This is a genomic window from Pseudoxanthobacter sp. M-2 (assembly GCF_046156265.1).
Classification (GTDB): Bacteria; Pseudomonadota; Alphaproteobacteria; order Rhizobiales; family Segnochrobactraceae; genus CAMDHY01.
The window spans coordinates 65956-92216 of sequence record NZ_JAWDIR010000022.1 but is presented as its reverse complement, the minus strand read 5'-3'; the positions used below and the strand labels follow the sequence as shown (position 1 = coordinate 92216).

24 protein-coding genes are annotated in these 26261 nt (G+C 70.6%); 15 read left to right on the top strand and 9 right to left on the bottom strand.

Translation table 11 applies throughout. The features are described from left to right. The first annotated feature begins 37 nt into the window (after positions 1-37). From gap to RUR49_RS12155, 8 genes are all read left to right on the top strand, one after another. Positions 38-1045 (top strand): type I glyceraldehyde-3-phosphate dehydrogenase, encoded by a 1008-nt coding sequence (gene gap, locus RUR49_RS12190; RefSeq protein WP_409146653.1) that lies wholly within the window; start codon positions 38-40, stop codon positions 1043-1045. Positions 1046-1059: 14 nt separating this feature from the next. Then, entirely contained in the window at positions 1060-2253 is a 1194-nt protein-coding gene (locus tag RUR49_RS12185; RefSeq protein ID WP_409146652.1) for a phosphoglycerate kinase, read from the top strand. Between the two features lie 163 nt (positions 2254-2416). Beyond that, the gene (locus RUR49_RS12180; protein WP_409146651.1) at positions 2417-3451 is read left to right on the top strand and encodes a class I fructose-bisphosphate aldolase; all 1035 of its coding nucleotides are present in this window, start codon (positions 2417-2419) and stop codon (positions 3449-3451) included. Continuing rightward, entirely contained in the window at positions 3448-4245 is a 798-nt protein-coding gene (locus tag RUR49_RS12175) for a thiamine phosphate synthase (RefSeq protein ID WP_409146650.1), read from the top strand. The genes RUR49_RS12180 and RUR49_RS12175 overlap by 4 nt, the downstream gene beginning before the upstream one ends. Positions 4246-4283: 38 nt before the next feature. Beyond that, entirely contained in the window at positions 4284-5516 is a 1233-nt protein-coding gene (locus RUR49_RS12170; protein WP_409146649.1) for an HcpA family protein, read from the top strand. Positions 5517-5619: 103 nt separating this feature from the next. After that, entirely contained in the window at positions 5620-6420 is an 801-nt protein-coding gene (locus RUR49_RS12165; protein ID WP_409146648.1) for an inositol monophosphatase family protein, read from the top strand. 125 nt (positions 6421-6545) lie between these two features. Next, complete coding sequence (locus RUR49_RS12160; protein WP_409146647.1) at positions 6546-7538, top strand: flagellar motor protein MotA; 993 nt, start codon at positions 6546-6548, stop codon at positions 7536-7538. A 99-nt stretch (positions 7539-7637) separates the two neighbouring features. Then, the gene (locus RUR49_RS12155; RefSeq protein ID WP_409146646.1) at positions 7638-8669 is read left to right on the top strand and encodes a peptidoglycan -binding protein; all 1032 of its coding nucleotides are present in this window, start codon (positions 7638-7640) and stop codon (positions 8667-8669) included. A gap of 43 nt (positions 8670-8712) precedes the next feature. Here the strand turns inward: RUR49_RS12155 and metC are convergent, their stop codons facing one another. Beyond that, on the bottom strand, positions 8713-9918 hold the full coding sequence (metC, locus tag RUR49_RS12150) for a cystathionine beta-lyase (protein WP_409146645.1): 1206 nt from the start codon (positions 9916-9918) through the stop codon (positions 8713-8715). A gap of 442 nt (positions 9919-10360) precedes the next feature. On the opposite strand from metC, the gene RUR49_RS12145 reads away from it, so the two are divergent. The 5 genes from RUR49_RS12145 to RUR49_RS12125 all read left to right on the top strand — a co-directional run bounded on the left by RUR49_RS12145 (position 10361) and on the right by RUR49_RS12125 (position 15358). Beyond that, positions 10361-11377, top strand: coding sequence for an amino acid ABC transporter substrate-binding protein (locus RUR49_RS12145; protein WP_409146644.1), 1017 nt, complete (start codon positions 10361-10363; stop codon positions 11375-11377). A gap of 87 nt (positions 11378-11464) precedes the next feature. Then, positions 11465-12661, top strand: a complete 1197-nt coding sequence (locus RUR49_RS12140; protein ID WP_409146643.1) for an amino acid ABC transporter permease — start codon at positions 11465-11467, stop codon at positions 12659-12661. Positions 12662-12672: 11 nt separating this feature from the next. Then, positions 12673-13791, top strand: coding sequence for an amino acid ABC transporter permease (locus RUR49_RS12135; RefSeq protein WP_409146642.1), 1119 nt, complete (start codon positions 12673-12675; stop codon positions 13789-13791). A 113-nt stretch (positions 13792-13904) separates the two neighbouring features. Further along, entirely contained in the window at positions 13905-14621 is a 717-nt protein-coding gene (locus tag RUR49_RS12130; protein ID WP_409147132.1) for an amino acid ABC transporter ATP-binding protein, read from the top strand. 227 nt (positions 14622-14848) lie between these two features. Then, positions 14849-15358 (top strand): Imm8 family immunity protein, encoded by a 510-nt coding sequence (locus RUR49_RS12125; protein WP_409146641.1) that lies wholly within the window; start codon positions 14849-14851, stop codon positions 15356-15358. 10 nt (positions 15359-15368) lie between these two features. Here the strand turns inward: RUR49_RS12125 and sseA are convergent, their stop codons facing one another. The 3 genes from sseA to RUR49_RS12110 are packed head-to-tail and all read right to left on the bottom strand — an operon-like array spanning position 15369 to position 18049. After that, a complete protein-coding gene (sseA, locus tag RUR49_RS12120) occupies positions 15369-16232 on the bottom strand; it encodes a 3-mercaptopyruvate sulfurtransferase (RefSeq protein ID WP_409146640.1) in 864 nt (287 codons plus the stop codon). Positions 16233-16269: 37 nt separating this feature from the next. Next, positions 16270-16995 carry an alanyl-tRNA editing protein gene (locus tag RUR49_RS12115; RefSeq protein ID WP_409146639.1) on the bottom strand — a complete coding sequence of 242 codons (726 nt, stop codon included), beginning with the start codon at positions 16993-16995 and terminating at the stop codon, positions 16270-16272. 13 nt (positions 16996-17008) lie between these two features. Further along, the gene (locus RUR49_RS12110) at positions 17009-18049 is read right to left on the bottom strand and encodes a cysteine synthase A (RefSeq protein WP_409146638.1); all 1041 of its coding nucleotides are present in this window, start codon (positions 18047-18049) and stop codon (positions 17009-17011) included. A gap of 323 nt (positions 18050-18372) precedes the next feature. Here RUR49_RS12110 and RUR49_RS12105 point away from each other — a divergent pair, with 323 nt between their 5' ends. Together RUR49_RS12105 and RUR49_RS12100 are read left to right on the top strand one after the other, a co-directional pair. Beyond that, positions 18373-19053, top strand: a complete 681-nt coding sequence (locus RUR49_RS12105; RefSeq protein WP_409146637.1) for a ChrR family anti-sigma-E factor — start codon at positions 18373-18375, stop codon at positions 19051-19053. A gap of 35 nt (positions 19054-19088) precedes the next feature. Then, positions 19089-19889 carry an SDR family NAD(P)-dependent oxidoreductase gene (locus tag RUR49_RS12100; RefSeq protein ID WP_409146636.1) on the top strand — a complete coding sequence of 267 codons (801 nt, stop codon included), beginning with the start codon at positions 19089-19091 and terminating at the stop codon, positions 19887-19889. Positions 19890-19897: 8 nt separating this feature from the next. Here the strand turns inward: RUR49_RS12100 and RUR49_RS12095 are convergent, their stop codons facing one another. Genes RUR49_RS12095 through RUR49_RS12075 form a run of 5 tightly spaced genes read right to left on the bottom strand, consistent with a single transcriptional unit; the run spans position 19898 to position 26198 of the window. Next, a complete protein-coding gene (locus RUR49_RS12095; protein ID WP_409146635.1) occupies positions 19898-21262 on the bottom strand; it encodes an MFS transporter in 1365 nt (454 codons plus the stop codon). A 19-nt stretch (positions 21263-21281) separates the two neighbouring features. After that, entirely contained in the window at positions 21282-22514 is a 1233-nt protein-coding gene (locus RUR49_RS12090; RefSeq protein ID WP_409146634.1) for a class I SAM-dependent methyltransferase, read from the bottom strand. 17 nt (positions 22515-22531) lie between these two features. Then, positions 22532-23383, bottom strand: coding sequence for a DUF1365 domain-containing protein (locus RUR49_RS12085; RefSeq protein ID WP_409146633.1), 852 nt, complete (start codon positions 23381-23383; stop codon positions 22532-22534). After that, entirely contained in the window at positions 23380-24684 is a 1305-nt protein-coding gene (locus tag RUR49_RS12080) for an NAD(P)/FAD-dependent oxidoreductase (RefSeq protein WP_409146632.1), read from the bottom strand. The genes RUR49_RS12085 and RUR49_RS12080 overlap by 4 nt, the downstream gene beginning before the upstream one ends. Before the next feature lie 41 nt (positions 24685-24725). Further along, on the bottom strand, positions 24726-26198 hold the full coding sequence (locus RUR49_RS12075; RefSeq protein ID WP_409146631.1) for a cryptochrome/photolyase family protein: 1473 nt from the start codon (positions 26196-26198) through the stop codon (positions 24726-24728). Between the last annotated feature and the right edge of the window lie 63 nt (positions 26199-26261).

Genomic DNA, 26261 nt, shown 5'->3' with positions numbered 1-26261 from the left:
ACACAGGCAACGGCAGACAAACAGGCAGGAGGCGACGATGGCGGTGAAGGTTGCGATCAACGGGTTCGGGCGGATCGGCCGCAACGTTCTGAGGGCGATCATCGAGTCGGGTCGCACCGACATCGAGGTGGTGGCCATCAACGATCTCGGCCCGGTCGAGACCAACGCTCACCTGCTGCGCTTCGATTCCGTGCACGGCCGCTTCCCGGGCGTGGTGACGGTCTCCGGCGACACCATCGACGTCGGCCGCGGCCCGATCAAGGTGACGGCGATCAAGGATCCGGCGACGCTGCCGCACGGCGAGCTCGGCGTCGACATCGCCATGGAATGCACGGGCATCTTCACCGCCCGCGACAAGGCGGCGGCGCACCTCACCGCCGGTGCCAAGCGCGTCATCGTCTCGGCCCCCGCCGACGGCGCCGACCTCACCGTCGTCTACGGCGTCAACCACGACAAGCTGACCAAGGACCACCTCGTCGTCTCCAACGCCTCCTGCACCACCAACTGCCTCGCCCCCGTGGCGATGGTGCTGAACGACGCGATCGGCATCGAGCGCGGCTTCATGACGACGATCCACTCCTACACCGGCGACCAGCCGACGCTCGACACGATGCACAAGGACCTCTACCGGGCCCGCGCCGCCGCCCTGTCGATGATCCCGACCTCGACGGGCGCCGCCAAGGCGGTCGGCCTCGTTCTGCCCGCGCTCAACGGCAAGCTCGACGGCACCGCCATCCGCGTGCCGACGCCGAACGTCTCGGTCGTCGACTTCAAGTTCGTGGCGAAGAAGGCGACGACGAAGGACGAGGTCAACGCGGCCATCAAGGCCGCCGCCGAAGGCCCGCTGAAGGGCATCCTCGGCACGACGTCGCTGCCGAACGTCTCGACCGACTTCAACCACGACAGCCACTCGTCGGTGTTCGCCTACGACCAGACCAAGGTGCTCGACGGCACGATGGTGCGGGTGCTCTCCTGGTACGACAACGAGTGGGGCTTCTCGAACCGGATGAGCGACACCGCCGTCGCGATGGCGAAGCTGATCTGAGGGGAGGGGGGCCGATGACCGCCTTCCGCACCCTCGACGACGTCGACCCGCACGGCAAGCGGGTCCTCGTCCGCGTCGACCTCAACGTCCCCGTCAAGGACGGGGCCGTCACCGACGACACCCGCGTGAAGGCGGTGGCGCCGACCATTGCCGAGCTCGCCGACAAGGGCGGCAAGGTCCTGCTCCTCGCCCACTTCGGCCGGCCGAAGGGCGGGCGCGACCCGTCGCAGTCCCTGAAGGTCGTGGTGCCGGCGCTCGCCGCCGCCCTCGGCCGCCCGGTCGGCTTCGTCGACGATTGCGTCGGCCCGGACGTGGCCGCCGCCGTCGCCAACATGGTGCCGGGCGACGTTATCCTCCTCGAGAACACCCGCTTCCACGCCGGCGAGGAGAAGAACGACCCGGCCCTCGTCGCTGAGCTCGCGGCGAACGGCGACCTCTACGTCAACGACGCCTTCTCCGCCGCCCACCGCGCCCACGCCTCCACCGAGGGGCTGGCGCGGGCGCTGCCGGCCTATGCCGGCCGCAGCATGCAGGCGGAGCTCGATGCGCTCGGCAAGGCGCTCGGGTCGCCGCAGCGGCCGGTGATCGCCATCGTCGGCGGCGCCAAGGTGTCGTCGAAGATCGACCTCCTGGAAAACCTCGTCGGCCGCGTCGACGTCCTCGTCATCGGCGGCGGCATGGCGAACACCTTCCTCGCCGCCCAGGGCAAGGCGGTCGGCAAGTCGCTCTGCGAGCACGACCTTGCCGACACCGCCCGCCGCATCCTCGCGGCGGCGGAGAAGTCGGGCTGCGCGATCGTGCTGCCGACGGACGCCGTGGTGGCACGCGAGTTCAAGGCGAATGCCGACAACGAGACGGTCAGCGTCGACGCGGTGCCGGCCGACGCCATGATACTCGATGCTGGGCCGGCCTCTGTGGACGCCGTCCGCGCCCGCATCGACGGAGCGAAGACGCTCGTCTGGAACGGCCCGCTCGGCGCCTTCGAGCTGACGCCGTTCGACGCTGCGACGGTCGCGGCGGCCCGCCATGCGGCCGATCGCACCGATGCCGGGGCGCTCCTCTCGGTCGCGGGCGGTGGCGACACGGTGGCGGCGCTCAACCACGCCGGCGTCGCCGAGCGCTTCTCCTACGTCTCGACGGCGGGCGGTGCGTTCCTCGAGTGGCTGGAGGGCAAGCCGCTGCCGGGGGTCGAGGCGCTCAAGGCGTGAGTGTCCGATTGGCCTGAGCGGCCGATCTCGCACTTGTGGTGAGGCGATCGCCTCACCGAACCTTGCCCTGCCGCGGCGGACGGACTACAGCCTGCTGCCAAACGGCGCCGTGCATACACGCGGCGCCGAAGATCGACCGGAGCAGCAAAAAGGGTAGGGATCGATGAGTGAACGGCTCGCCGACATCGCCGTCGCCATGGTGGCCGACGGGCGGGGCATTCTCGCCGCCGACGAGAGCACCGGCACGATCAAGAGGCGCTTCGATTCGATCAACCTCGAGTCGACCCCCGACAGCCGCCGCGACTATCGCGAGATGCTGTTCCGCGCCGACGATGCGATGCGCAACTACGTCTCCGGCGTCATCCTCTATGACGAGACGATCCGCCAGAAGGCGAAGGACGGCACGCCGTTCGTCGACATCCTGAAGGCCGCCGGCTCGATCCCCGGCATCAAGGTCGACAAGGGCGCGCAGCCGCTCGCCGGCACCAAGGGCGAGCAGATCACCGAGGGCCTCGACGGCCTGCGGGGCCGGCTGGCCGAGTACCACCAGCTCGGCGCCCGCTTCGCCAAGTGGCGGGCTGTCATCGATATCGCCCAGGGCATCCCGACCTACAACGCGCTTGCCGCCAACGCCCACGCGCTCGCCCGCTACGCCGCGCTCTGCCAGGAAGCGCAGATCGTGCCGATCGTCGAGCCGGAGGTGCTGATGGACGGCCCGGTGGCCACCCACGACATCGCCACCTGCTACCGCGTCACCGAGCTCGCCCTGAAGCTCGTGTTCGAGCAGCTCTATTTTGCCGGCGTCGACCTCACCGGCATGATCCTGAAGCCGAACATGATCATCGCCGGCAAGGACTGCCCGACCCAGGCGTCCCCCGAGGAAGTCGCCGAGATGACCGTGAAGGTGCTGAAGGCGTGCGTGCCGCCGGCGGTGCCGGGCGTCGCCTTCCTCTCGGGCGGCCAGTCGGACGAGGTCGCCACCCGGCACCTCTCCCTGATGAACGAGCTCGGCGGCCCGCTGCCGTGGAAGCTCACCTTCTCCTACGGCCGCGCCCTGCAGGCGGCGGCGCTGAAGGCGTGGGGCGGCAAGGCGGAGAACGTCGCCGCCGGCCAGCGCGCCTTCGCGCACCGCTGCCGCATGAACGCGCTCGCCGCCACCGGCCGCTGGTCGGCCGACGCGGAGCGGCAGGCAGCGTGAGCAAGCGCGACAGCAACCGCAGGGGCGCGGGCGCGGACAAGCCCGCGCGCTCCCGGCTCGTGCTGGTGACGCCGGACACCGGCGACATCGGCGTGCTCGCCGACGACCTGCGGCTGGCGCTGTCGGGCGGTGATGTCGCCGCCGTGCTGATCGGCCGGGTCGGCAGCGATGCCGACCGCCAGTCCGCCGCCGAGCGCCTCGTGCCGATCGCACAGGGCGCCGGCGCCGCCGCCGTGGTGATCGGCGATACCCGTGCCGCCGGCCGCTCCAAGGCCGACGGCATCCACCTCGATCTCGGCGCCGGCGAGGACGATTCCGACCTGCCAGCCGCCGACGAGGACGACGCGGCCGGCGAGGTCGAAGAAGACGGCGACGACGACGACGAGGCGCCGTCGCGGGGCGACCCGGTTACCGCCGAGATCGCCGACATGGTGGCGCGGTTCAAGGGCAAGATCGTCGGCGTCGGTGGTGTGCGCACCCGCCACGCCGCGATGGCCGCTGCGGAAGCCGATGCCGCCTATGTGCTGTTCGGCCTGCTCGAGCGCCCGGACGCCGACGTCACCCACCACAAGACGCTCGCTTTCGCGGACTGGTGGGTGCCGCTTTTCGAGGTGCCCTGCATCGCGCTTGCCGGCGCGACGCGCGACGCCGTCGCCGAGGCCGCCTCCACCGGCGCCGAGTTCGTCGGCGTGCGCACGTTCGTCTGGTCGCATCCCGACGGCCCCGCCGCCGGCGTCGCCGAGGCGAACGCCGTGCTGGACGAGGCCTTCGCGGCCCGTTCGGCCGAGCCGTGAGACGACGGCGACCGGCTCTCCGCCCCGTTGTCGCCACGATGCCGGACACCATCGCGCCGATGCAGTCCGCCCCTTCTCCACCGGCCGCCGCGCTCGCCACCGACGTCATCCCTGCCGGCGCACGCCCCGCCCGGACCGACCGCGTCGCGGCGCGATCGCGCGCGACCACTGCGCGGGCGGTGACCGCTCCCGCGCTGGCGGTGGCGATTGCGATGTCGGCGGGCATACCCGCCCATTCCGTGCCGCCACCGGCCGGCGGTGCGCCGACGCTGCGCCCCGTCGCCGTCGTGGAGCCGCCGCCGAAGCCCGCGGAGATCGCCGAACCCGCCGAGGGCGCCGCGACCGCCGAGACACCGGCGGCCAATGCCGTCGACACGACCGCCGGCGAGGCGGGCGAGAGCGATGCGGCGGACGCCGAGGCCGCCCCTCGGGCCCCGGCCGAGCCGGACCTCGCCTACGCCGCCTTCGACGACGTCCGCTATCTCGAGGCGCTCGCCTACGCCACCGACCAGGCGGCGGCCGGCAGCCCCGCCGCCCAGACCCTGCTCGGCATGCTCTACCAGGACGGCCTCGGCGTGCCGCGCAATGCCGCGACGGCGGCGAGCTGGTTCGAGCTCGCCGTCGGCCGTGGCGACCGCGAGGCGGCCTTCCTGCTCGGCCTGCTCTATCTCGCCGGCGACGGCGTGCCGCGTGACCACAAGCGGGCGGCCGAGCTGTTCGAGATGGCGGCGGAGAAGGGCCAGGCCTCGGCCGCCTTCAATCTCGGCACGCTCTATCTCGAGGGCAAGACACTGCCCGCCGATCCCGCCGCTGCGGCGCGCCTGTTCCGTCAGGCCGCAGATGCCGGCAACGCAGACGCCCAGTACGCCATGGCCGTGCTGCATCAGACCGGGCGCGGCGTCCCGCAGGACGACCACCTCGCCTCGCTCTGGTTCGGTCGCGCCGCCCGCAACGGCCACGTCGACGCCCAGCTCGAATACGGCATCCGTCTGTTCAACGGCGTCGGCCTCGTCGTTGACGAGCACCAGGCCGTGGTCTTCCTCGCGCGCGCCGCGCAGGCGGGAAACCCGGTGGCGATGAACCGCCTCGCCCGGGCGCTCGCGCGGGGTCGCGGCGTCCCGGAGAGCGCCGTCGAGGCGGCGAAATGGCACCTCATCGCCCGCCGCCGCGGCGTCGGCGACGCCTGGCTCGACGACTACTACCTCCGGCAGCCGCCCGAGGCGCGCCATCGTGCCATGGACGCCGCCGCGCTCTGGTGGACAGGCCGCTGATCCCTCCTCTGCTGGCGGCGCGCGGCGGCAGGGGTTGCGCGCAGTCGGCGAGTGTGGTGCTTGACCCCGAACTCGCCCCCTTACCCCGCATGGATGACACCCGATGGCCCGTTCGGCGATCCTCAACGTCATGGTCTCCGCCGCCACCAAGGCCGGCCGCGGTCTCGTGCGCGACTTCAACGAGGTCGAGAACCTGCAGGTCTCGCGCAAGGGCCCGGGCGACTTCGTCTCGCTCGCCGACAAGAAGGCCGAGACCACCATCAAGACCGAGCTGATGAAGGCGCGGCCCGGCTATTCCTTCATCGGCGAGGAGGGCGGCGCGGAGGAGGGCACCGACGGCCAGCACCGCTGGATCGTCGATCCCCTCGACGGTACCACCAACTTCCTGCACGGCATCCCGCTGTTCGCCGTCTCGATCGCGCTCGAACGCCAGGGCGTGCTGGTCGCCGGCGTCGTCTACAATCCGGTGATGGACGAGCTCTACGTCGCCGAGCGCGGCGGCGGCGCCTTCCTCAACGACCGCCGCCTGCGCGTCGCGCAGCGCCGCGACTTCGACGACTGCGTCGTCGCCACCGGCCTGCCCAACCTCGGCAAGGGGGAGCACGGCCGGGCGCTGCGCGAGCTCGGCGGCGTCATGCTGCACGCCGCCGCCGTGCGCCGCTGCGGCTCCGCCGCCCTCGACCTCGCCTGGACGGCCTCGGGCCGCTTCGACGCCTACTGGGAGCACGGGCTGCAGTCGTGGGACATCGCCGCCGGCGTGTTGCTGGTGCGCGAGGCCGGCGGCTTCGTCAGCGACGCCAAGGGCGGCGAGACGATGCTGGAGACGGGCTCGGTGGTGGCCGGCAACGAGCGCACCCACGCCGAGTTGCTCGCCCATCTGAAGCGCGCGGCGGCGGCTGGATGAGCGGTGCGCGCGTTAACCGCCGCGGCAGGACGGCGAACTTTCCTGTTTTTCCGCGCGTTGCGTCGGGCTATTGAGAAGGCCCACGCGACGTGACGACTTTGCACTTCTGACGCTTTCGGCGGTCCATGGCGCGAGATATCGATCCCTATCGGTTGACGAACCCGCAGATCTTCCTGTGGCGGATGGTCGTCTTCCTCGTGCTGGTCGGCTTCGTCGCGGTCATCCTGTACCGCCCGATCCTGATCGCCTTCCAGGCGAACCCGGCGCTCAATGGCCTGATCCTCGGCGTCGCCATCATCGGCATCGTGCTGGCGATCCGCCAGGTGACGCGGCTGTTCCGCGAGATCGCCTGGGTGAAGTCGTTCCGCGCCCAGGGCGACGACCGTGACGGCCGCCGCGCGCCGATCCTGCTCGCGCCGATGGCGACCCTCCTCGGCGACCGCTTCGGCCAGGGGGCACTGTCGGCGCCGGCGCTCAGGGCACTGCTCGATTCGATCGGCTCGCGCCTCGACGAGTCGCGCGACATCATGCGCTACCTCACCGGGCTCTTGGTCTTCCTCGGCCTGCTCGGCACCTTCTGGGGCCTGCTCACCACGGTGACGGCGGTGAGCGACACCATCCAGAACCTCAACATCGGCGGCGGCGACACCGCCGTCGTCTTCGAGGACCTGAAGCGCGGCCTCGCCGAGCCGCTCGGCGGCATGGGCATCGCCTTCTCGTCCTCGCTGTTCGGCCTTACGGGTTCGCTGGTGCTGGGCTTCCTCGACCTGCAGGCCGGCCAGGCGCAGAACCGCTTCTACACCGAGCTCGAGGACTGGCTGTCGAGCCTGACCGAGCTCACGCCAGTGGAGGCGGACGAGCGCCACGGCGTGCCGCCCGGCGACCTCAAGGAGGCCTTCGACCGCATCGCCAAGCTGGTCGGCGAGCAGGGCTCGAGCCGCAACGCCACGGCGGCGATGGCCAATCTGGCGGAAGGCATCCAGGGGCTGGTGCAGCATCTGCGCGCCGAGCGGCAGATCATGCGCGACTGGACTGACGGCCAGGCCCGCCAGCAGGCGCGCATCGAGGGCTTCCTCGAGAAGCTCGCCGGCGTCGTCGACCGCGAGCGCCAGGACTGAACGGGGCGGCTTGATCGGGGCCCGCCATATCGGCGGCCGTGATCGCAGAGGCCGGGCGGCCCGGGCCGCCCGCACCGGACGAGGGTTGGAAAGCGCGACATGGCGTACTCGTCGACCCGCCGCAGGGACAACCGCGTCGATCAATGGCCGGGCTTCGTCGACGCCCTGGCGACGCTGCTGCTCGTCTTCATCTTCCTCACCTCGCTGTTCATGATCGCGCAGTTCTTCCTGAGCCGCGAGGTGAGCAGCCGCGACACCGTGCTGACGCGCCTCAACGCCCAGATCAGCGAACTCACCGAACTGCTGGCGCTGGAGCGCTCCTCGCGCAGCGACGTCGAGGACACGCTCGCCGCCCTGCAGGCCAGCCTGTCGATCGTCACCGGCGACCGCGAGCGGCTGCAGGGCCTGCTCGACGCCCAGCGCTCGGGTGCCTCGGATGCCACCGGCGCCATTGCCGGCCTGCAGGGCGAGCTCGATTCCGAGCGCCAGCTTTCCCGCGAGGCGCTCTCACAGGTCGAGATCCTCAACCAGCAGATCGCCGCCCTGCGCTCGCAGATCGCCTCGCTGGAACAGGCGCTCGGCGCGTCGGAGAAGCGTGACGAGCAGTCCCAGGCGCAGATCGCCGACCTCGGCCGCCGCCTGAACGTGGCGCTCGCCCAGCGCGTCCAGGAGCTGTCGCGCTACCGGTCCGACTTCTTCGGCCGCCTGCGCGACATCCTCGCCGACCGCACCAACATCCGCATCGTCGGCGACCGCTTCGTGTTCTCCTCCGAAGTGCTGTTCCCGTCCGGCTCGGACGAGCTCAACAGCGCCGGGCGTGGCGATCTCGACGAGATCGCTGCCGCGCTGATCGAGCTCGAGGGCCAGATCCCGCCGGAGATCGCCTGGGTGCTGCGCGTCGACGGCCACACCGACGCCCGCCCGGTCTCCGGCGCCGGCCGCTTCCGCTCGAACTGGGACCTGTCGGCGGCACGCGCCATCGCGGTCGTGCGCTACCTGATCGAGCGCGGCGTCGACCCGGTCCACCTCGTTGCCGCCGGCTTCGGCGAGTTCCAGCCGATCGACCCGGGCACCGGCGACGAGGCGAACGCCCGCAACCGCCGCATCGAGCTGAAGCTCACCGAGCGCTGAGCCGGCGCGCCGTCGCGCGCCCGCTTTACTTTGGCTGCGCGGCCTATTCCGCGTCCGGATCGGACGCCGCCATCGCCGCGAAGCCGCGTTCGAGGTCGGCGATGAGGTCGCCCGGATCCTCGAGGCCGATGTGGAAGCGCATCAGCGGGCCGGTGCCGCGCCACGGCACGGCGGTGCGCGCCTCCTCCGGCCGCGCCTTGATGACGAGGCTCTCGAAGCCGCCCCACGAATAGCCCATGCCGAACAGCGTCACGGTGTCGAGGAAGCGCCTCAGCGCCGCGTCCGAGACCGGCGCGAAGTCGGCTCCGAACAGCCCGCTCGCCCCTGTGAAGTCGCGCTTCCAGATCGCGTAGCCGGGATCCTCGGGAAGCGCCGGATGGCGCACCCGCGTCACCTCCGGCCGGCCCGCCAGCCAGCGCGCGACCGTGAGCCCGCTCTCCTGGTGGCGGGCGAGCCGCACCGCCATCGTCTTCAGGCCGCGCCAGGCGAGGTAGATGTCGTCGGGCCCGACGTGCAGGCCGAGATTGCGGTGCATGGCGGTGAGGTCGTGGGCCGCCCGCTCGCTCGCCGCCACCGTGCCGATCAGGACGTCCGAGTGGCCGGAGATGTACTTCGTCGCCGCCTGGATCGACAGGTCGACGCCGTGCTCGAGCGGCCGGAAGAACAGCGGCGTCGCCCAGGTGTTGTCCATCAGCACGACGGCGCCGCGGGCGCGGGCGACGGCTGAGAGCGCCGGCACGTCCTGCATCTCGAAGGTGGCCGTGCCGGGCGCCTCCAGCATCACCGCGCGGGTGTTCGGCCGGAACAGAGCCGCAAGCCCATCCGCGTCCACTTCCGGGTCGTAGTATGTGGTTTCGACCCCGAACCGCTTCAGCACCGTGTCGCAGAGCCGGCGCGTCGGCGCGTAGATGCTGTCCGTGACGAGCAGGTGGTCGCCCGCCGACAGGCACGACATCAGCGCCAGCGACACCGCTGCGAGCCCGGAGGGCGCGAGCCGCACCGTTGCCGCGCCCTCGAGCTCGGCGAGCGCCAGTTCGAGCGCGTCGATCGTCGGCGTGCCGGTGCGCCCGTAGGTGTATTTCTGGGCGTTCGCGACATGCGCGGCGGCGTCGTTGAAGAGCACCGTCGAGGCGTGCACCACCGGCGGGTTGACGAAGCCGTGGTAGGCGCGCGGGTCGTAGCCGGTGTGGAGAAGGCGCGTTTCCGGGGCGAGCGGGCGGTCTTCGTCGGTCGGATGGGACGGCGGCATCGTGGAGAGATCCTCGCTGGCTCGGCCGCGCGCAGACGCGCCGCAGCCTGCCCGATGTTTAGGCGGTGCGGTTCGTCTGGTCGAGAGGGAGGCAGCCGCGGGGTGGGCCATTCCGGCATTGGTCCGGGCGGAGGTCGTCTACGACTTCCGTGGCAGTGCAGCGGAAACGCTTGACCGTCTGGTTCATATGCCCTTCGATACCCGTCAGGGGTGGTGCCGGCTGCGCTTGGCCGTGCCTGCGGGGGTGTGGGGCCGGCTCGGGCCGCCACGGCCGGGGGACGGTCAAGACGACGACGCCACCCACTCGCCCGATCGGTTGGGCGGGAGCCGTTTGGCATACCCGGGCGCCCTGCGGGGCCCGGGCTGGCCATCAGCGCTCGGCGTGTGGCGAAGGAGAGGCTCTCGCTGCCGCCGTCGAAGCAAAAAGGGAACAGACAAGATCATGACAAACAAGTTTCTCCCCTGGCTCGTCGCCGCCGCGCTCGGCGTCGGCGCCACCGCCGTGCAGGCGGACACGCTCGCCGACGTCAAGGCGAAGGGCTTCCTGCAGTGCGGTGCGAACACCGGCCTGCTCGGCTTCGGCTCCCCGGACGACAAGGGCGAGTGGAAGGGCTTCGACGTCGATTTCTGCCGCGCCATCGCGGTGGCGGTCTTCAACGACCCGACGAAGGTGAAGTTCACCCCGCTCACCGCCAAGGAGCGCTTCACGGCGCTGCAGTCGGGCGAAGTCGACGTCCTCGTCCGCAACACCACCTGGACGCTGTCGCGCGACAGCCAGATGGGCCTGATCTTCGCCGGCGTGAACTACTACGACGGCCAGGGCTTCATGGTCCGCAAGTCGCTCGGCATCTCGTCGGCGCTGGAGCTGTCGGGCGCGTCGGTCTGCGTGCAGACGGGCACCACCACCGAGCTCAACCTCGCCGACTACTTCCGCGCCAACGGCATGCAGTTCAACCCGGTCGTCTTCGAGAAGTCGGACGAGGTGGTGCAGGCCTATGACGCCGGCCGCTGCGACGCCTTCACGACGGACGCCTCCGGCCTCTACGCCGAGCGCCTGAAGCTGACGAACCCGGCCGACCACATGGTGCTGCCGGAGATCATCTCGAAGGAGCCGCTCGGCCCGGTCGTCCGCCAGGGCGACGACAAGTGGCTGAACGTCGTGAAGTGGACCCACTTCGTGATGCTGAACGCCGAGGAAGCCGGCGTGACGTCTGCGAACGTCGAGGAGATGAAGACCTCCGACAACCCGGACATCAAGCGCCTGCTCGGCACCGAGGGCACCTTCGGCGAGCCGATGGGCCTCACCAACGACTGGGCCGCCAACGTCATCAAGACGATCGGCAACTACGGCGAAGTGTTCGACCGCAACGTCGGCCCCGACACCCCGCTCGGCATCTCCCGCGGCCTGAATGCGCTGTGGACGAAGGGCGGCCTGCAGTACGGCATGCCCGTCCGATGATCTCGTGAGAGGGCGCGCCGGCCCTCGGAAAGGCACCCGGCGCGCCCTCCTCGTCTCCCGACAAACAATCACCTTCCAGGGGGAGACATGGCGGTCCAGAACGAGCTCGGAACCGACACGTCCAGCGGGCGGGTATCGCCCTTCTACGACCCGAAAATCCGCGGCATCGTCTTCCAGGCGGCGCTGATCGTCTTCGTCGGCGTGCTGATCTACATCGGTGCCTCGAACGCGATCCGGAACCTGCAGGCCCAGAACATCGCCTCCGGGTTCGGCTTCCTCGGCAACACCGCCGGGTTCGCCATCTCGCAGACGCTGATCCCCTATACGGTGACTTCGACCTACGGCGACGCTTTCATCGTCGGCCTCCTCAACACGCTGCTGGTCGCCGCCATCGGCATCGTGCTCGCCACCATCCTCGGCTTCATCATCGGCATCGCCCGGCTGTCGTCGAACTGGCTCGTCGCCAAGGTGGCGACCGCCTATGTCGAGATCGTCCGCAACCTGCCGCTCCTGCTGCAGCTGCTGTTCTGGTACTTCGCGGTGGTGAAGTCGCTGCCGTCGCCGCGCGAGTCCTTCGGGCCGTGGGCCGGCACCTACCTCAACATCCGCGGGCTGTTCATGCCGCGGCCGGTGTTCGGCGCCGGCAGCTGGCTGTTCGATCTCGCGATCGTCGTGGCGATCGTCGCCATCGTCGTGATCTACCGCTGGGCGCGCAAGCGCCAGATGGCGACCGGCCAGCAGTTCCCGATCCTGTGGACGAGCCTCGCGCTGTTCTTCGGCCTGCCGCTGTTCGCGCTCGTCGTCACCGGCTTTCCGGTCACCTTCGACATGCCGGAGCTCACGGGCTTCAACTTCACCGGCGGCATGCGGATGGAGCCGGAGTTCGTCGCCCTCCTGCTCGGGCTCGTCATCTACACCGCCTCCTTCATCGCCGAGATCGTGCGGGCCGGCATCCAGGCGGTCAGCCACGGCCAGACCGAGGCTGCGGGTGCACTGGGCTTCCGGCGTGGCCTCACGCTGCGCCTCGTCGTCATCCCGCAGGCGATGCGGGTGATCATCCCGCCGCTCACCAACCAGTACCTCAACCTCACCAAGAACTCCTCGCTCGCCGTGGCGATCGGCTACCCGGACCTCGTCTCGGTGTTCGCCGGCACGGTGCTCAACCAGACGGGCCAGGCCGTCGAGGTGATCTTCATCACCATGCTCGTCTACCTGACGATCAGCCTGCTCACGTCGGCGTTCATGAACTGGTTCAACCTGCGCATGGCGCTGGTCGAGCGGTGAGGGGGGGTCGCATGTCTGTCGCTTACGTTCGCGAGACGCCCGCCGAAGTCCTGCCGCCGCCGTCGACGGCCGTCGGCGCCATCGGCTGGTTGCGGGCCAACCTGTTCAACGGCTGGTTCAACACGATCCTGACGCTGGTCGGCTTCTACCTCGTCTACATCATCGTCGTGCCGTTCCTGAACTTCGCGATCTTCGACGCGGTGTGGACCGGCGAGAACCGCGAGGCCTGCATCGGGCCGGAGGTCGGGGCGTGCTGGCCCTTCGTCTGGGCGAAGTTCGGCCAGTTCATGTACGGCACCTATCCCGACCCGCACCGCTGGCGCGTCGACCTCGTCGCCCTCATGTTCATCGCCTCGATGGTGCCGCTCGCCATCCCGAGCGTCCCGTTCAAGCGCTGGAACGCCATCTTTTTCTTCGGCATCTTCCCGGTGCTGGCGTTCATCCTGCTGGTCGGCGGCTTCTTCGGGCTCGAGCACGTCGAGACGGCGCGCTGGGGCGGCCTCTTGGTGACGATCGTCGTCTCCTATGTCGGCATCGTCGCCTCGCTGCCGCTCGGCGTGCTGCTGGCGCTGGGGCGGCGATCGAAGTTGCCGATCATCAAGACGTTCTCGGTCATCTTCATCGAGTTCTGGCGCGGCGTGCCGCTGATCACCGTCTTGTTCATGTCGTCGGTGATGCTGCCGCTGTTCCTGCCGGACGGCGTCTCCTTCGACAAGCTGCTGCGGGCGCTCATCGGGATCGCACTGTTCTCCTCCGCCTACATGGCGGAGGTGATCCGCGGCGGCCTGCAGGCGATCCCGAAGGGGCAGTACGAGGCGGGCCAGGCGGTCGGCCTCGGCTACTGGCAGTCGATGCGCCTCATCATCCTTCCGCAGGCGCTGAAGCTCGTCATCCCCGGCATCGTCAACTCGTTCATCAGCCTTCTGAAGGACACCTCGCTCGTCCTCATCATCGGCATCTTCGACCTGCTCGGCATCATCCAGCGCAACTTCACCGACGCGAACTGGGCGACGCCGGTCACCAGCCACACGGGCTATCTCTTCGCCGGCCTGATCTTCTGGGCGCTGTGCTTCGGGATGTCCCGCTACTCGATCTTCATGGAACGGCGGCTCGACACCACCCGCCGCTGATCCACAAACCCGTTCGGAGGTCCGCCGAGATGACGACCGAATATGCCGTCGACGCAGCCGAGATCCACGTCGACCCGACGAAGCTGCACATCACCCAGGAGATCGCGGTCGAGATGGCCGGGGTCAACAAGTGGTTCGGCGAGTTCCACGTGCTGAAGGACATCAACCTGCGCGTCCACCGCGGCGAGCGCATCGTCATCTGCGGGCCGTCGGGCTCCGGCAAGTCGACGATGATCCGCTGCATCAACCGCCTGGAGGAGCACCAGAAGGGCCGCATCGTCGTCGACGGCATCGAGCTCACCGAGGACCTCAAGCGCATCGACGAGGTGCGCCGCGAGGTCGGCATGGTGTTCCAGCACTTCAACCTGTTCCCACACCTCACCATCCTCGAGAACTGCACGCTGGCGCCGATCTGGGTACGCAAGATGCCGAAGCGGGAGGCCGAGGAGGTGGCGATGCACTACCTCACGCGGGTGAAGATCCCCGAGCAGGCGAAGAAGTACCCCGGCCAGTTGTCCGGCGGCCAGCAGCAGCGCGTGGCGATCGCCCGCGCCCTCTGCATGAAACCGAAGGTGATGCTGTTCGACGAGCCGACGTCCGCCCTCGACCCCGAGATGGTGAAGGAGGTGCTCGACACCATGGTGTCTCTCGCCGAGGACGGCATGACGATGCTGTGCGTCACCCACGAGATGGGCTTCGCCCGCCAGGTGGCGAACCGCGTGATCTTCATGGACGCCGGCCAGATCGTCGAGGAGAACGAGCCGATCTCCTTCTTCGAGAACCCCCAGCACGAACGCACCAAGCTGTTCTTGAGCCAGATCCTGCACTGAGGGGGAGAGGGGAGCACCGAGGTAAGGGGCACTGTTCCCGGGCCGCTTCGAGCGCCCGGGGTGCTCCGAGCGGTGGTTCGCGACCCGGTTCGATGAAGCCACGTCTTCAGAGGGTGTCATTCCCGGCCTTGTGTGCCGGGAACCCATCGCTGTCGACAAACAATGCCCTGTCGGGTCGTGTGGCGTCGGGGGCAGACGTTGCTTGGGTTCCCGGCACAAGGCCGGGAATGACCCCGGAAGGGTTGGGCCAAGCCTCACCCGCATCCGTCATCGCCCGGCTCGACCGGGCGATCCATCCCACCCGGAAGTCTCGAAGCGTGGATGGTGTGGTCCAGCCGCGCCATGGCGGAATGGAAGAGGAAAACGGCTCGCAGCTCATGCAAGCGACGTTGCACGCGCTCCAAACCCTCGATGGCGAGGACCTCGCTGCCTTTGCCCCCGGCGGGGAAGCGTTCTTCCTGACCGTGAGAGCCTTGATCGGACCTGCCGGCCAGGCCGGACAGGAGACGTTCGATTTCGACGTCTGCTCGACCGCCTGGCTCCATCGCGAGCTTCAGGACGATGCGGCCGTGTGCGGCCGGTATCGTTTGATCATGGACGACTTCAGCGCAGTGGCCATCGAGCGCCACGTCCGCCATCGCATCGCGCAGGCTTCCGGTGCCGACTGGAGCGAGGTCGCGGGCAGGCTTGCGGGTTGGTTCCGCTGGGAGTTCGACGGCTACAGGGCGTCGCCCTAGGCCGCGGTCCTCACCCAGCCCCCGTCGCCACCTTAGTATCCTCCCGGCTGCCCCATTCGGCCCAGGAGCCGTCGTAGAGGGCGACGGCGCGGTTGCCGAGGCTTGCGAGCGCCAGCGACAGGATCGCCGCCGTGACGCCCGAGCCGCACGTCGTCACCACCGGCTTGCCCGGATCGACGCCCGCCGCCGTGAATGCCGCGGCGATCTCCGCCGCCGGCTTGAGTTTTCCGTCCGCCAGCACCGCCCCGAACGGCACGTTCCTCGCTCCCGGCATGTGGCCGGCGCGCAGGCCCGGCCGCGGCTCCGGCACGCGGCCCTCGAAGCGCTCCGCCGCGCGCGCGTCAACCACGGTGCGCCCTCCGGCGAGCGCCGCGCGCACCGCCTCGATGTCGGCGATGACGCCGTTGTCGAGCCGTGCCGTGAACGCCCGCTCCGGCCGCTTCACCTCGCCCTCCTCGAGAGCGTGACCCGCCGCTGTCCACGCCGGCAGGCCGCCGTCGAGGACGAGCACGCGCTCCACCCCCATGGCGCGGAACGTCCACCACGCCCGCGCCGCCGAATAGAGCCCGACCGAATCGTAGACGACGATCGTCTGGCCGTCGCCGATGCCGAGCTTGCGGACGGCCGCCGAGAAGGCGAGGGGCTTCGGCAGCATGTGCGGCAGCGGGCTGTCAGCATCGCTGACGGCGTCGATGTCGAAGAACACCGCGCCGGGGATGTGGCCGGCGAGATACTCGGCCCTCGCGTCGCGGCCCGCGGTCGGCAGGTGCCAGGAGGCGTCGACGACGACGATGTCGGGCGCCGCCAGCCGCTCGGCCAGCCACTCCGTCGAGACGATCAGGCGGTCGCGTGCCGCCGTGCTGACATCGGACATTCCCGGCCCTTCTCTCCCCTCGGCACCCATCCGCCGCTCAGCCGGCGGCGAAGCCGATGCGCACGCGGCGGTTCAGCCGCCCCTTCTTCTCGATCTTGGTCACCGCGACCGCGCCGATCTCGGCCGTCGAGGCGACGTGGGTGCCGCCGCACGGCTGCAGGTCGATGTCGCCGATGCGCACCAGCCGGACGCGGCCGGAGCCCATCGGCGGCTTCACCGCCATCGTCTTGACGAGGGCGGGGTTGGCGATCAGCTCCTCGTCGGTGATCCACTCGGTCGTCACCGCATGGTCGGCCGCGGCGAGCGCGTTCAGCCGCTCGGTGATCTCCTCGCGCTCCAGCCCGCCGTCCGGGATGTCGAAGTCGAGCCGGCCCTCCTCGGCGCCGATCTGGCCGCCGGTCACCGGATAGGGCAGCACCACCGAGAGCAGGTGCAGCGCCGTGTGGATGCGCATGTGGGCGTAGCGGCGCGCCCAGTCGAGGTGGGCCGTCACGGTCCGCCCGACCAGCGCCGAGACGTCGAGCGGCTGCGCCAGCTGGTGGACGATGCTTGCCCGGTCGGCGCCGTAGACGGCGTTCGCCACCGGCAGGAAGATGCCGTCGTCGAGCTCGATGACGCCGGCGTCGCCCGGCTGCCCGCCGCCGGCGGCGTAGAACACCGTGCGGTCGAGCACCAGCCCGCCGCCCTCGGCCACGTCGACGATGCGCGCCTCGCAGGCGGCGAGGTAGGGATCGTCGCGGAAGACGAGCTCGGTCGCGCTCATCGCCCGATCCCCCTCACTCGGCCGCCTCGTAGGGCACCGTCACGCTCGGCGCCCGCTCCAGCCACGCCGGCACCGGCAGGTCCTTCGAGCGCAGGAAGTCCGGGTTGTAGAGCTTCGAGGCGTAGCGGGTGCCGTAGTCGCAGAGGATCGTCACGATGGTGTGGCCGGGCCCCATCTCGCGGGCGAGGCGCACTGCACCGGCGATATTGATGCCCGACGAGCCGCCGAGGCAGAGGCCCTCGTGCTCGAGCAGGTCGAAGACGATCGGGATCGCCTCGCCGTCGGTGATCTGGAAGGCGGTGTCGATCGGCGCGCCCTCGAGGTTCGCGGTGATGCGGCCCTGGCCGATGCCCTCGGTGATCGAGGAGCCTTCCGACTTCAGCTCGCCGTGGGTGTAAAACTCATAGAGCGCCGCCCCCATCGGGTCGGCGAGCGCGATCGTCACCTTCGGGTCGCGCTCCTTCAGCGCGATGCCGGTGCCGGCGAGCGTGCCGCCGGTGCCGACGGCGGCGACGAAGCCGTCGATGCGGCCGCCCGTCTGCGCCCAGATCTCCGGGCCGGTGGTCTCGATGTGGGCCTGCCGGTTGGCGACGTTGTCGAACTGGTTCGCCCAGATCGCCCCGTTCGGCTCGGATCGCGCCAGCTGCTCGGCGAGGCGGCCGGAGATCTTCACGTAGTTGTTCGGGTTGCGGTAGGGGACGGCCGGCACCTCGACGAGCTCGGCCCCCATCAGCCGCAGCATCTGCTTCTTCTCGTCCGACTGCGTCTCGGGGATGACGATGACGGTGCGGAATCCCATCGCGTCGGCGACCATCGCGAGCCCGATGCCGGTGTTGCCGGCGGTGCCCTCGACGATGACGCCGCCGGGCTTCAGCGCGCCGCGGGCGATGGCGTCGCGGACGATGAACAGCGCCGCCCGGTCCTTCACCGACTGGCCGGGATTGAGGAACTCGGCCTTGCCGAGGATCTCGCAACCGGTCATCTCGGAGACGCGGTTGAGGCGGATCAGGGGAGTATTGCCGATCGCCTCGACGACCGACGGGTGCACGCTCATGGATGGCTCTTCCCGGACAGCGACCGGCCTTGCGCCGGCCTCTTTCGTTTCGGCGGCCACGCTAAACCATCCCCCGCGCGGATGGAAACGCACCGCCGCCATTTCCGCTCCGTCAGCCCGGCCCGCGGCGGTGCGAACGATTGCGCCGGCCGGGCGCGCGCGGCAGAGTTTCCCGGGCGGCGCGGGTCGAATCGCAACCTCTTCTTCGGACGTGATCCAAGCCCGGCACCGGCACGTAATGCCGGCTGAGGGGTAGAGTGCCGCGGTCTCGCGGCCATCTGGGCAACAGGTCCGGCCGCGGCCGGGCGGAGTGAACGCTGACCATGCCGACCAGTCACATCCAGCAAACGGACGCCGTCGACACGCTTCTGGCGGAGTACGCGGCGGGCACCCTGCCGCTTCCGGTGCGTCGCATCGTCGAGGCGCATCTCGAGATGACGCCGGGCAACCGGCGCTTCGTCGAGGCGCTCGAGATGGTCGGCGGCGCCGAGCTCGAGGCGATCGAGCCGATGCCGCTCGCCGATCGCGACGCCATCCTCGCCGCGATCTTCGCGCAGGGCGACGCAGCCACCGTGCCGGGCCACGGTGCTGCGGCTCAGGCGACGCCCGATGCCCGACCCGCCGACGCCTTGCCGAGCGCGCTCTCCCACTACCTGCCGGGCGGCGTCGCCACCGCCAAGTGGCGCCGCCTGCTGCCGAGCCTGAAGGAGTGCCAGCTCGACGAGCAGGACGGCATGGTCACCAAGCTCGTCTGGGTGCGCCGTGGCGCGGCGATCCCGAGCCACACCCACCACGGCACCGAGATTACGCTGGTGCTCTCCGGCGGCTTCACCGACGGCCCGCATCACGCGGCGCGCGGCGACATCGTCGTCGCCGACGACAGTGTCGACCACCGCCCGATCGCCGACGCCGACGAGGACTGCATCTGCATCGCGATCACTGACGCACCGTTGCGCCTCACCGGTCCGATCGGCCGGCTGTTCGCGCCGCTGATGCGCGGCTGAGCGTGCCGGCCGCCCCCGCGGCCGGTGCCCCCGCGATGTCCCCCCCCCCACGCCCCGACCCCGCCGCCGGCCCCGTCTGGATCACCGGGGCGAGCAGCGGCATCGGCCGGGCCGTCGCCGAGCAGCTGCGCGACCGCGGCTGCACCGTCGCCGTCACCGCCCGCGACGCCGATGCCCTCGCCGAGCTCGCCGCCACCCCCGGCCGGAACGGCGGGCGGATCGTCGCCTATCCCGGCGACGTGACCGACGCCGGCCGCATGGCCGACATCGTCGCCGCCATCGAGGACGAGCTCGGCCCGCTCGCGCTCGCCATCCTCAATGCCGGCGTCTACATCCCCGTCGCCGCCGATGCGCCGCTGACCGTCGCCCCCTTCGAGACCACCTTCGCGGTGAACCTCAACGGCACCGTCAACGCCCTCGTGCCGGTGCTCAACCTGATGCGGCCGCGCCGCCGCGGCCACATCGTCATCGTCGCCTCGGTCGCGGGCTATGCGGGGCTGCCGACCTCGGCGGCCTACGGCGCCACCAAGGCCGGGCTGATCAACCTCGCCGAGAGCCTGAAGTTCGATCTCGACAATCTCGGCATCCGCATCCAGCTCGTCTGCCCAGGCTTCGTCGACACGCCGGCGACGAAGAACAACCCGTTCCCGATGCCGCATCTGATGCAGGTGGACGACGCGGCCGCTGCCCTGGTCGAGGGGCTCGCGTCGGACGCCTTCGAGATCACCTTCCCGCGCCGCTTCACGCGCCAGCTGAAGCTTCTGCGGATGCTGCCCTACGGCCTCTATTTCCGCCTGGTTGCCCGATCCACGGGCTGGGACAAGCGCGGCCGCTGAGGGCCCGCTCAGACGGCCTCGTTCGCCCGGATGCGCGCCGACGTCGCCTCCGCCGAGGCCTCGTCGACGGGGAAGTTCCACATCAGCGCGATCGCCGCGAGCTTGAGGGCCACCGGCACCGCCGCGTAGAGCAGCGCCAGCGCGAGCAGGCCGCTGCCCGTGCCGTCGTCGCCGGGCGTGAAGCCGGCCACGTCCAGGATCGGGAAGGCGACGCCGACGGCGAGCGCCAGCGCGAGCTTCGTCGCGAGCCCCCACAGCGCGAAATAGAGCCCCGAGCGCTCCTCGCCGGAGCCGGCGGTGTCGACGTCGATGACGTCGGCCTGGATCGCCGGCGGCAGCACGAGATCGGCCCCCACCGCCGCGCCGGTGAGCACGCAGACGCCGACGAACAGCCAGAGGTCGCCGGGCCCGAGGAAGGGCACGAAGGCAAAGATCGCGCAGGCGAAGATCATCGCCCCGCACCAGGTGCGGTGCTTGCCGAAGCGCCGGCTCAGGCGCAGCCACAGCGGGATGCCGGCGACGCCGGCGATGAAATAGACGAGCAGCAGCACACCGGCGAAGTCCGGCGCCTCCAGCACGCTCGAGACGAAGAACAGGAACAGCGTCGCCGGCAGGCCGTTGGCGAAACCGTTCAGCAGGAAGGCGGCGACGAGGCGCACGAACGGCCGGTTGCGGACGATGTGGCCGAGGCTCGCCCACAACGCCAGCCGGGTGCGCGAGGCGTCGTGCGGCTCCGGCACCAGCCAGACCGCGAGCGCGGCCGTCAGGGGCAAGGCCACGAGCACGAACAGCGCCAGTGCCGCGAGCCCGCCCGCCTGGTCAGCGAGCCCCCCCGACGTGACGGCCACCGGCAGCGCGATCGCCACGACGACGCCGATCACGACCGTGCCCTCGCGCGCGGCGGCGATGCGGGTGCGGCCGTGATAGTCGCGGGCGAGCTCGGCGCCCCAGGCGGTGTAGGGGATCGAGGCGGCCGTCCAGGCGCAGGACAATACGATGCCCCAGAGCAGCAGGTAGGCCGCCGTGGCGCCGGCGGGCGGCGTCAGCATCATCGCTGCTGCGATGGCCGTCGGCAGTGCGGCGGCCGCAAACCAGACCCGTCGCCGTCCGAGCCGCGGGCGGAAGCGGTCGGCGAGCAGGCCGACCACCGGGTCGGAGATCGCGTCGACCAGCCGCACCAGGAACAGCGCCTGCCCGACGGCGGCGAGCGACAGGCCGACCGTCTCCACGTAGAAGGTCGGCACGACGACGTAGAGCGGCAGCGTCAGCGCGGCCAAAGGCAGCGCCGGGAGCGCATAGGCGATCAGCCGCCGCGCCGACAGGGGAGCGTCGGCGGAGGGTTCGCGGGGCGGAGGGGACGCGGGGGCGGTCATCACCGCGGACCGGGTGGGATCAGCGCGGGTCCGCGAAGACGATCTGGCGGACGTCGATGTTGCCGGCGCGGAAGCCCGCCTCGCAATAGTGCAGGTAGAACTCCCACAGCCGCTTGAAGCGCTCGTCGAAGCCGAGCGGCTCGATCGCCGGCCAGGCGGCGCGGAAACGCTCCCGCCATTCGGCGAGCGTGCGCGCATAGTCGAGCCCGAACACCCGCTCGACGCTGATCGGCAGGCCGACACGGCGGCCGAGCTCGGCGAGCGCGCGCGGTGGCGGCAGCATGCCGCCGGGGAAGACGTGGCGCTGGATGAAGTCCGGCGTGCGCCGATAGGCCGGGAACATCCGGTCCTGGATGGTGATGACCTGGATGCCGGCGCGCCCGCCCGGCTGCAGCCGCTTGGCCATCATCTGGAAGAAGGCCGGCCAGTAGCGCTCGCCCACCGCCTCGAACATCTCCACCGAGACGATGCGGTCATAGCGCCCGGTCTCGTCGCGATAGTCGGAAAGCTTGATGTCGACCTTGTCCGACAGGCCCGCATCGGCGATGCGCTTCGTCGCAAACGCGTGCTGCTCGCGGCTGATCGTCAGCGCCGTGACGTGGCAGCCGAACTCGGAGGCGAGAATTTCCGCAAACCCGCCCCAGCCGCAGCCGACCTCCAGCACCCGGTGGCCGGGGCGGATGTCGGTGGCGCGGGCGAGCGCCCGGTACTTCTCCTTCTGCGCCGCCTCGAGGTCGTTCGCGCCGGTCTCGTAGAGCGCCGACGAGTAGGTCATCGAGCGGTCGAGCCAGGCGGAATAGAAGGCGTTGCCGAGGTCGTAGTGGGCGGAGATGTTGCGCTTCGAGCCACGACGCGTGTTGCTGTTGAGGAGATGGCGCAGGTGCAGCAGCATCCGCACCAGCGGGCGCGCCGCCAGCGCCTCCTCGGTGGCGTCGGAGTTGCGCGCGAACAGCTCGAGGAAGGCCGTCACGTCCGGGCTCGACCACTCGCCGGCGATGAAGGATTCGCCGACGCCCACCGTGCCGGCACTGAGCACGCGCCGGACGAAGCGCCAGTCGTGCACGACGAGCTCCGCCTCCGGCCCGGGCTGCCGGCCCCTGACGAGGAAGCGGCGGCCATCCGGCACGACGATGGTGAGATTGCCGATCTCCAGCGCCATCACGACGCCGAAGGCCCGGCGCGCGATGCGGGGAAGGTCGGCGAGAGCCTGGCGGGCCGTCTCGGGCGAAAGTTCGATTGCTCGCTCAGTCATCGCGAAGTCCATGGCCGTTACTTTCGCTCTGCCACGACACGCGGCCCGGCGCCAGTGGCCGGATTGGGTTGCAGCGGCACGCCCTTCCACCAGAGCCGCAAGGCCTCCAGGTGGATGGCCGCGATCACCTTCAGCGTCATCAGCGGCACGCGCCCGCATTCGGAGAGGATCGAGGCGGTGGAGAACCGCCGCGCCCGCCCGACGAAGGTGGCGGCGAGCGTCGGGCCGGCCGCATCCGTCTCGAGGATACGCACCCGCACCGCCTCGCCCGGCGGCAGCAGGCGGAAGTGGTAGGTCTGCTTCATGTCGATGAACGGCGAGACGTGGAATACCTTCGGCCGGCGCTGGCGCAGCCCCTCCGGGCCGGCTTCGCCGTCGCGCACCGGCGCCACATAGGGGTGAAGCTCGCCGAAGGTGTTGCGCACCTCGTAGACGACGGCCGTCAGGCGCTCGTCCGCGCCGTAGCAGAAATAGACCGACAGCGGATTGAAGACGTAGCCGAGCACCTTCGGATAGCAGAGCAGCAGGATGCGGCGCGGCGGCTCCGGGTGGCCGGCGGCGGCCAGCATCGCCTCGACGGCGGGCCGCAGTGCCGAGCCGTCGCGGCGGCCGTGGTCCTTGATGTCGAACGACAGCAGGTTGAACCGCCCGAGCGAGAACAGCGGGCTCGCCCGCCGGGCCTCCTCCAGCCGGTCGATGTCGATCAGGAGCGTGAACACGCGGTACTGGAAGCGGTGGCCGACCGGCTTCATCCGCGCGTGCATGACGTCGCCGGCATAGAGCATCGCAGCCGCCTCCGGCGCCGGCCCGTTCGCCGCCACCGTCGTCGGCATCGTCCGCTCGGTCGCCACGGCCGTCGCCTTCGTCACTCCGCCGCCTCTCGGATGGGCTCTTCTTCCAGCATCGGCTGCTCCGGCCGCCACGGCACGCGGCCACCCAGCGCCTCGGCCACCTCGAGCCCGGATTTCAGCCCGTCCTCGTGGAAGCCGTAGCCGCACCAGGCCCCGCAGAACCACGTGCCCCGCTGGCCCTGGATCGCCGACAGCGAACGCTGCGCCGCCAGCGCGCCCGAGTCAAACTGCGGATGCGCATAGGAATACTGGCCGAACACCGTCTCCGGCGAAGGCGGCTCGATCGGGTTCAGGCTGACGAACAGCGGCCGCTTGTTGTCGAGGTTCTGCAGACGGTTCATCCAGTAGGTCACCGACACGTCGCGGCCGGCCTCGCCGGTGCGGCCGGCGACGTTCCACGACGCCCAGGCAGCCTTGCGCTTCGGCATCAGCCGGACGTCGCGGTGGAGGTAGACGTCGTTCGGACGGTAGCGGACCGCTCCCAGCACTGCCCGCTCGGCAGCGGTGGCGTCGGCGAGCATCCCGAGAGACTGGTCGGAGTGGCTCGCCGGCACGACCGCGTCGAAGCGGTCGGCGTGGCCGGCCTCGTCGGTGACGATCACGCCGGCGGCCGTGCGCTCGATGCGGGCGACGGGCGTCGCCAGCCGGACGCGGCCCGTCAGGCGCTGCATCATCTTCTGCACATACATCCGGCTGCCGCCGCTCACCGTGCGCCAGACCGGCCGCTCGATGTGCATCAGCCGGTGGTTCTCGAAGAAGGCGATCAGGCTCTCGGCCGGGAAGGCCAGCATGTCGGCCGGCGGCGTCGACCAGATCGCCGCGCCCATCGGCTGCAGGTAGTCGGTGGCGAAGCGGCCGCGGAAGCCGCGCATCTCGAGATAGGCGCCGAGGCTGAGGCCCGCGAGCCGCCCCGCCGCCCGGTCCACCGGCGCGGTGCGGTTGAAGCGCAGGATCTCGCGCAGCATCCACAGGAACGCGGGAGAGGCGAGGTTCGTGCGCTGCGCGAACACGCCGCCGAGGCCGTGGCCGCACCACTCGCGCCGGCCGCCGTCGAGCGACACCGACAGGCTCATGTCGCTCGCCTCGGTTTCGACGCCGAGGGTGGCGAACAGCGCGGTCAGGTTCGGATAGGTCAGCTCGTTGTAGACGATGAAGCCGGTGTCGACCGCGATCTGCGCACCGTCGTATTCGATGTCCACCGTCGCGCTGTGCCCGCCCGGCCGGCCCTCACGTTCGTAAAGCACCACCTCGTGCGCGGGAGCGAGCGACCAGGCGGCCGCGAGGCCGGAAATGCCGGAGCCGACGATGGCGATGCGCATGCGGGTGGGCGTCCTTGACTGTCGAACGATGGGGATACTCGTCATGCCGCCGCGCGGATGCGCTCGAAGGCGGCGAGCGCGCGGGCGCGTCCGTCGGCGAGCGTCACCACGGGCAGCGGATAGTCGCGGCCGAGATGGAGGCGGGCAGCGGAGCGGACCTCCGCCGGCGCCTCCCACGGCTTGTGCAGGAAGGCATCGGGCAGGCGGGCCAGCTCCGGCACCCACCGTCGCACGTACGTGCCGTCGGCATCGAACTTTTCGCCCTGCAGCACCGGGTTGAACACGCGCACGTAGGGGGCAGCGTCCGCGCCGGTGCCGGCCACCCACTGCCAGCTCGCCGGGTTGTTCGCCTGGTCGGCGTCGACCAGCGTGTCCCAGAACCAGGCTTCGCCCACGCGCCAGTCGACGAGGAGGTGCTTGACCAGGAACGAGGCTGTGATCATCCGCACGCGGTTGTGCATCCAGCCGGTCGTCCACAGCTGCCGCATGCCGGCGTCGACGATCGGCACGCCCGTTTGGCCGCGCCGCCACGCCGCGACGGCCGCATCCTCGCCGTCCGCCCACGGGAAGTCATCGAAGCGGGGCTGGAAGTTGCGGGTGGCGAGGTCGGGCGCGTGGTGGAGGAGGTGCCAGGCGAACTCCCGCCAGCCGAGCTCGGCGTGGAATTTCTCCACCGCCCGCACCGTCCGCCCGCCCTCGGCGACGCGCGCTGCCGCGGCATGCCAGACGCGGAACGGTGAGATCTCGCCAAAGCGCAGATGCGGCGACAGCACCGAGGTGGTGGTGCCGCCGGGCACGTCGCGATCGTCGGCGTAGCGGGCCAGCGCGGCGTCGAGGAAGGTCGAAAGCCGCTTCTCCGCTCCGGCTTCACCGAGCTCGAAGGTCTCGCGCAGGCCGCCGGCCCAGTCGGGTCGCGTCGGCGTCAGCGTCCAGTCGGCGAGCGTGTCGCTCGCGACCGTGCTGGAGAAGCCTGAAACCGCCGTGGGGGCGGGCAGGGGGCGTCGCGGCTCGCCGGTCGCCCGCGCCGCCCGCCAGAACGGCGAGAACACCCGATAAGGCCTGTCCTCGCCCGAGCGCACCGCCCACGGCTCGTAGAGGAGCGAGCCCTGGAAGCTCTTCACCGCCACACCGTCGGCCGCCAGCCGAGCCTTCAGCGCCGTATCGACGGCGATCTCGCCGCCGCCGTAGCGCCGGTTCCAGAACACCGCGCCGGCACCGCTCTCCGCCACCACCGCCGACACGACGTCGCCGGCCGCCCCACGCCGCAGCACCAGCGGCACGCCGAGTGCGGCGAGGCTCTCCGTCAGCCGCTGCAGCGAGCCGGCGAGCCACCAGCGCGCCGCGCCGCCGAGCGGGCGGATATCTGGGCTCTCCTCATCGAGAACATAGAGCGCCAGCACCGGCGCCCCGGTCGCCATCGCCGCCGCCAGCGCCGGATTGTCGGCCAGCCGCAGGTCGTCGCGGAACCACACGACGGCCGGCCGGGCGGCGGAAGGATCGTCGGAGTTCGGCATCGCGGAGGGGTCTCGTGGGGTATGCGGGTAGGCTGTCGGTCGAGGTACGCGAACGCACCGCCG

Excerpts from the sequence above, each read along its gene's own strand:
- RUR49_RS12115 (WP_409146639.1), bottom strand. The coding sequence starts at position 16,995 with ATGAGCGCGACCGAGCTCGTCTTCCGCGACGATCCCTACCTCGCCGCC.
- RUR49_RS12170 (WP_409146649.1), top strand. The coding sequence starts at position 4,284 with ATGCCGGACACCATCGCGCCGATGCAGTCCGCCCCTTCTCCACCGGCC.
- RUR49_RS12090 (WP_409146634.1), bottom strand. The coding sequence starts at position 22,514 with ATGACTGAGCGAGCAATCGAACTTTCGCCCGAGACGGCCCGCCAGGCT.
- RUR49_RS12100 (WP_409146636.1), top strand. The coding sequence starts at position 19,089 with ATGTCCCCCCCCCCACGCCCCGACCCCGCCGCCGGCCCCGTCTGGATC.
- RUR49_RS12095 (WP_409146635.1), bottom strand. The coding sequence starts at position 21,262 with ATGACCGCCCCCGCGTCCCCTCCGCCCCGCGAACCCTCCGCCGACGCT.
- RUR49_RS12140 (WP_409146643.1), top strand. The coding sequence starts at position 11,465 with ATGGCGGTCCAGAACGAGCTCGGAACCGACACGTCCAGCGGGCGGGTA.
- RUR49_RS12135 (WP_409146642.1), top strand. The coding sequence starts at position 12,673 with ATGTCTGTCGCTTACGTTCGCGAGACGCCCGCCGAAGTCCTGCCGCCG.
- gap (WP_409146653.1), top strand. The coding sequence starts at position 38 with ATGGCGGTGAAGGTTGCGATCAACGGGTTCGGGCGGATCGGCCGCAAC.
- RUR49_RS12130 (WP_409147132.1), top strand. The coding sequence starts at position 13,905 with ATGGCCGGGGTCAACAAGTGGTTCGGCGAGTTCCACGTGCTGAAGGAC.
- RUR49_RS12125 (WP_409146641.1), top strand. The coding sequence starts at position 14,849 with ATGACCCCGGAAGGGTTGGGCCAAGCCTCACCCGCATCCGTCATCGCC.
- RUR49_RS12155 (WP_409146646.1), top strand. The coding sequence starts at position 7,638 with ATGGCGTACTCGTCGACCCGCCGCAGGGACAACCGCGTCGATCAATGG.
- RUR49_RS12185 (WP_409146652.1), top strand. The coding sequence starts at position 1,060 with ATGACCGCCTTCCGCACCCTCGACGACGTCGACCCGCACGGCAAGCGG.
- RUR49_RS12105 (WP_409146637.1), top strand. The coding sequence starts at position 18,373 with ATGCCGACCAGTCACATCCAGCAAACGGACGCCGTCGACACGCTTCTG.
- RUR49_RS12145 (WP_409146644.1), top strand. The coding sequence starts at position 10,361 with ATGACAAACAAGTTTCTCCCCTGGCTCGTCGCCGCCGCGCTCGGCGTC.
- RUR49_RS12110 (WP_409146638.1), bottom strand. The coding sequence starts at position 18,049 with ATGAGCGTGCACCCGTCGGTCGTCGAGGCGATCGGCAATACTCCCCTG.
- sseA (WP_409146640.1), bottom strand. The coding sequence starts at position 16,232 with ATGTCCGATGTCAGCACGGCGGCACGCGACCGCCTGATCGTCTCGACG.
- RUR49_RS12165 (WP_409146648.1), top strand. The coding sequence starts at position 5,620 with ATGGCCCGTTCGGCGATCCTCAACGTCATGGTCTCCGCCGCCACCAAG.
- RUR49_RS12075 (WP_409146631.1), bottom strand. The coding sequence starts at position 26,198 with ATGCCGAACTCCGACGATCCTTCCGCCGCCCGGCCGGCCGTCGTGTGG.
- RUR49_RS12180 (WP_409146651.1), top strand. The coding sequence starts at position 2,417 with ATGAGTGAACGGCTCGCCGACATCGCCGTCGCCATGGTGGCCGACGGG.
- RUR49_RS12160 (WP_409146647.1), top strand. The coding sequence starts at position 6,546 with ATGGCGCGAGATATCGATCCCTATCGGTTGACGAACCCGCAGATCTTC.
- metC (WP_409146645.1), bottom strand. The coding sequence starts at position 9,918 with ATGCCGCCGTCCCATCCGACCGACGAAGACCGCCCGCTCGCCCCGGAA.
- RUR49_RS12080 (WP_409146632.1), bottom strand. The coding sequence starts at position 24,684 with ATGCGCATCGCCATCGTCGGCTCCGGCATTTCCGGCCTCGCGGCCGCC.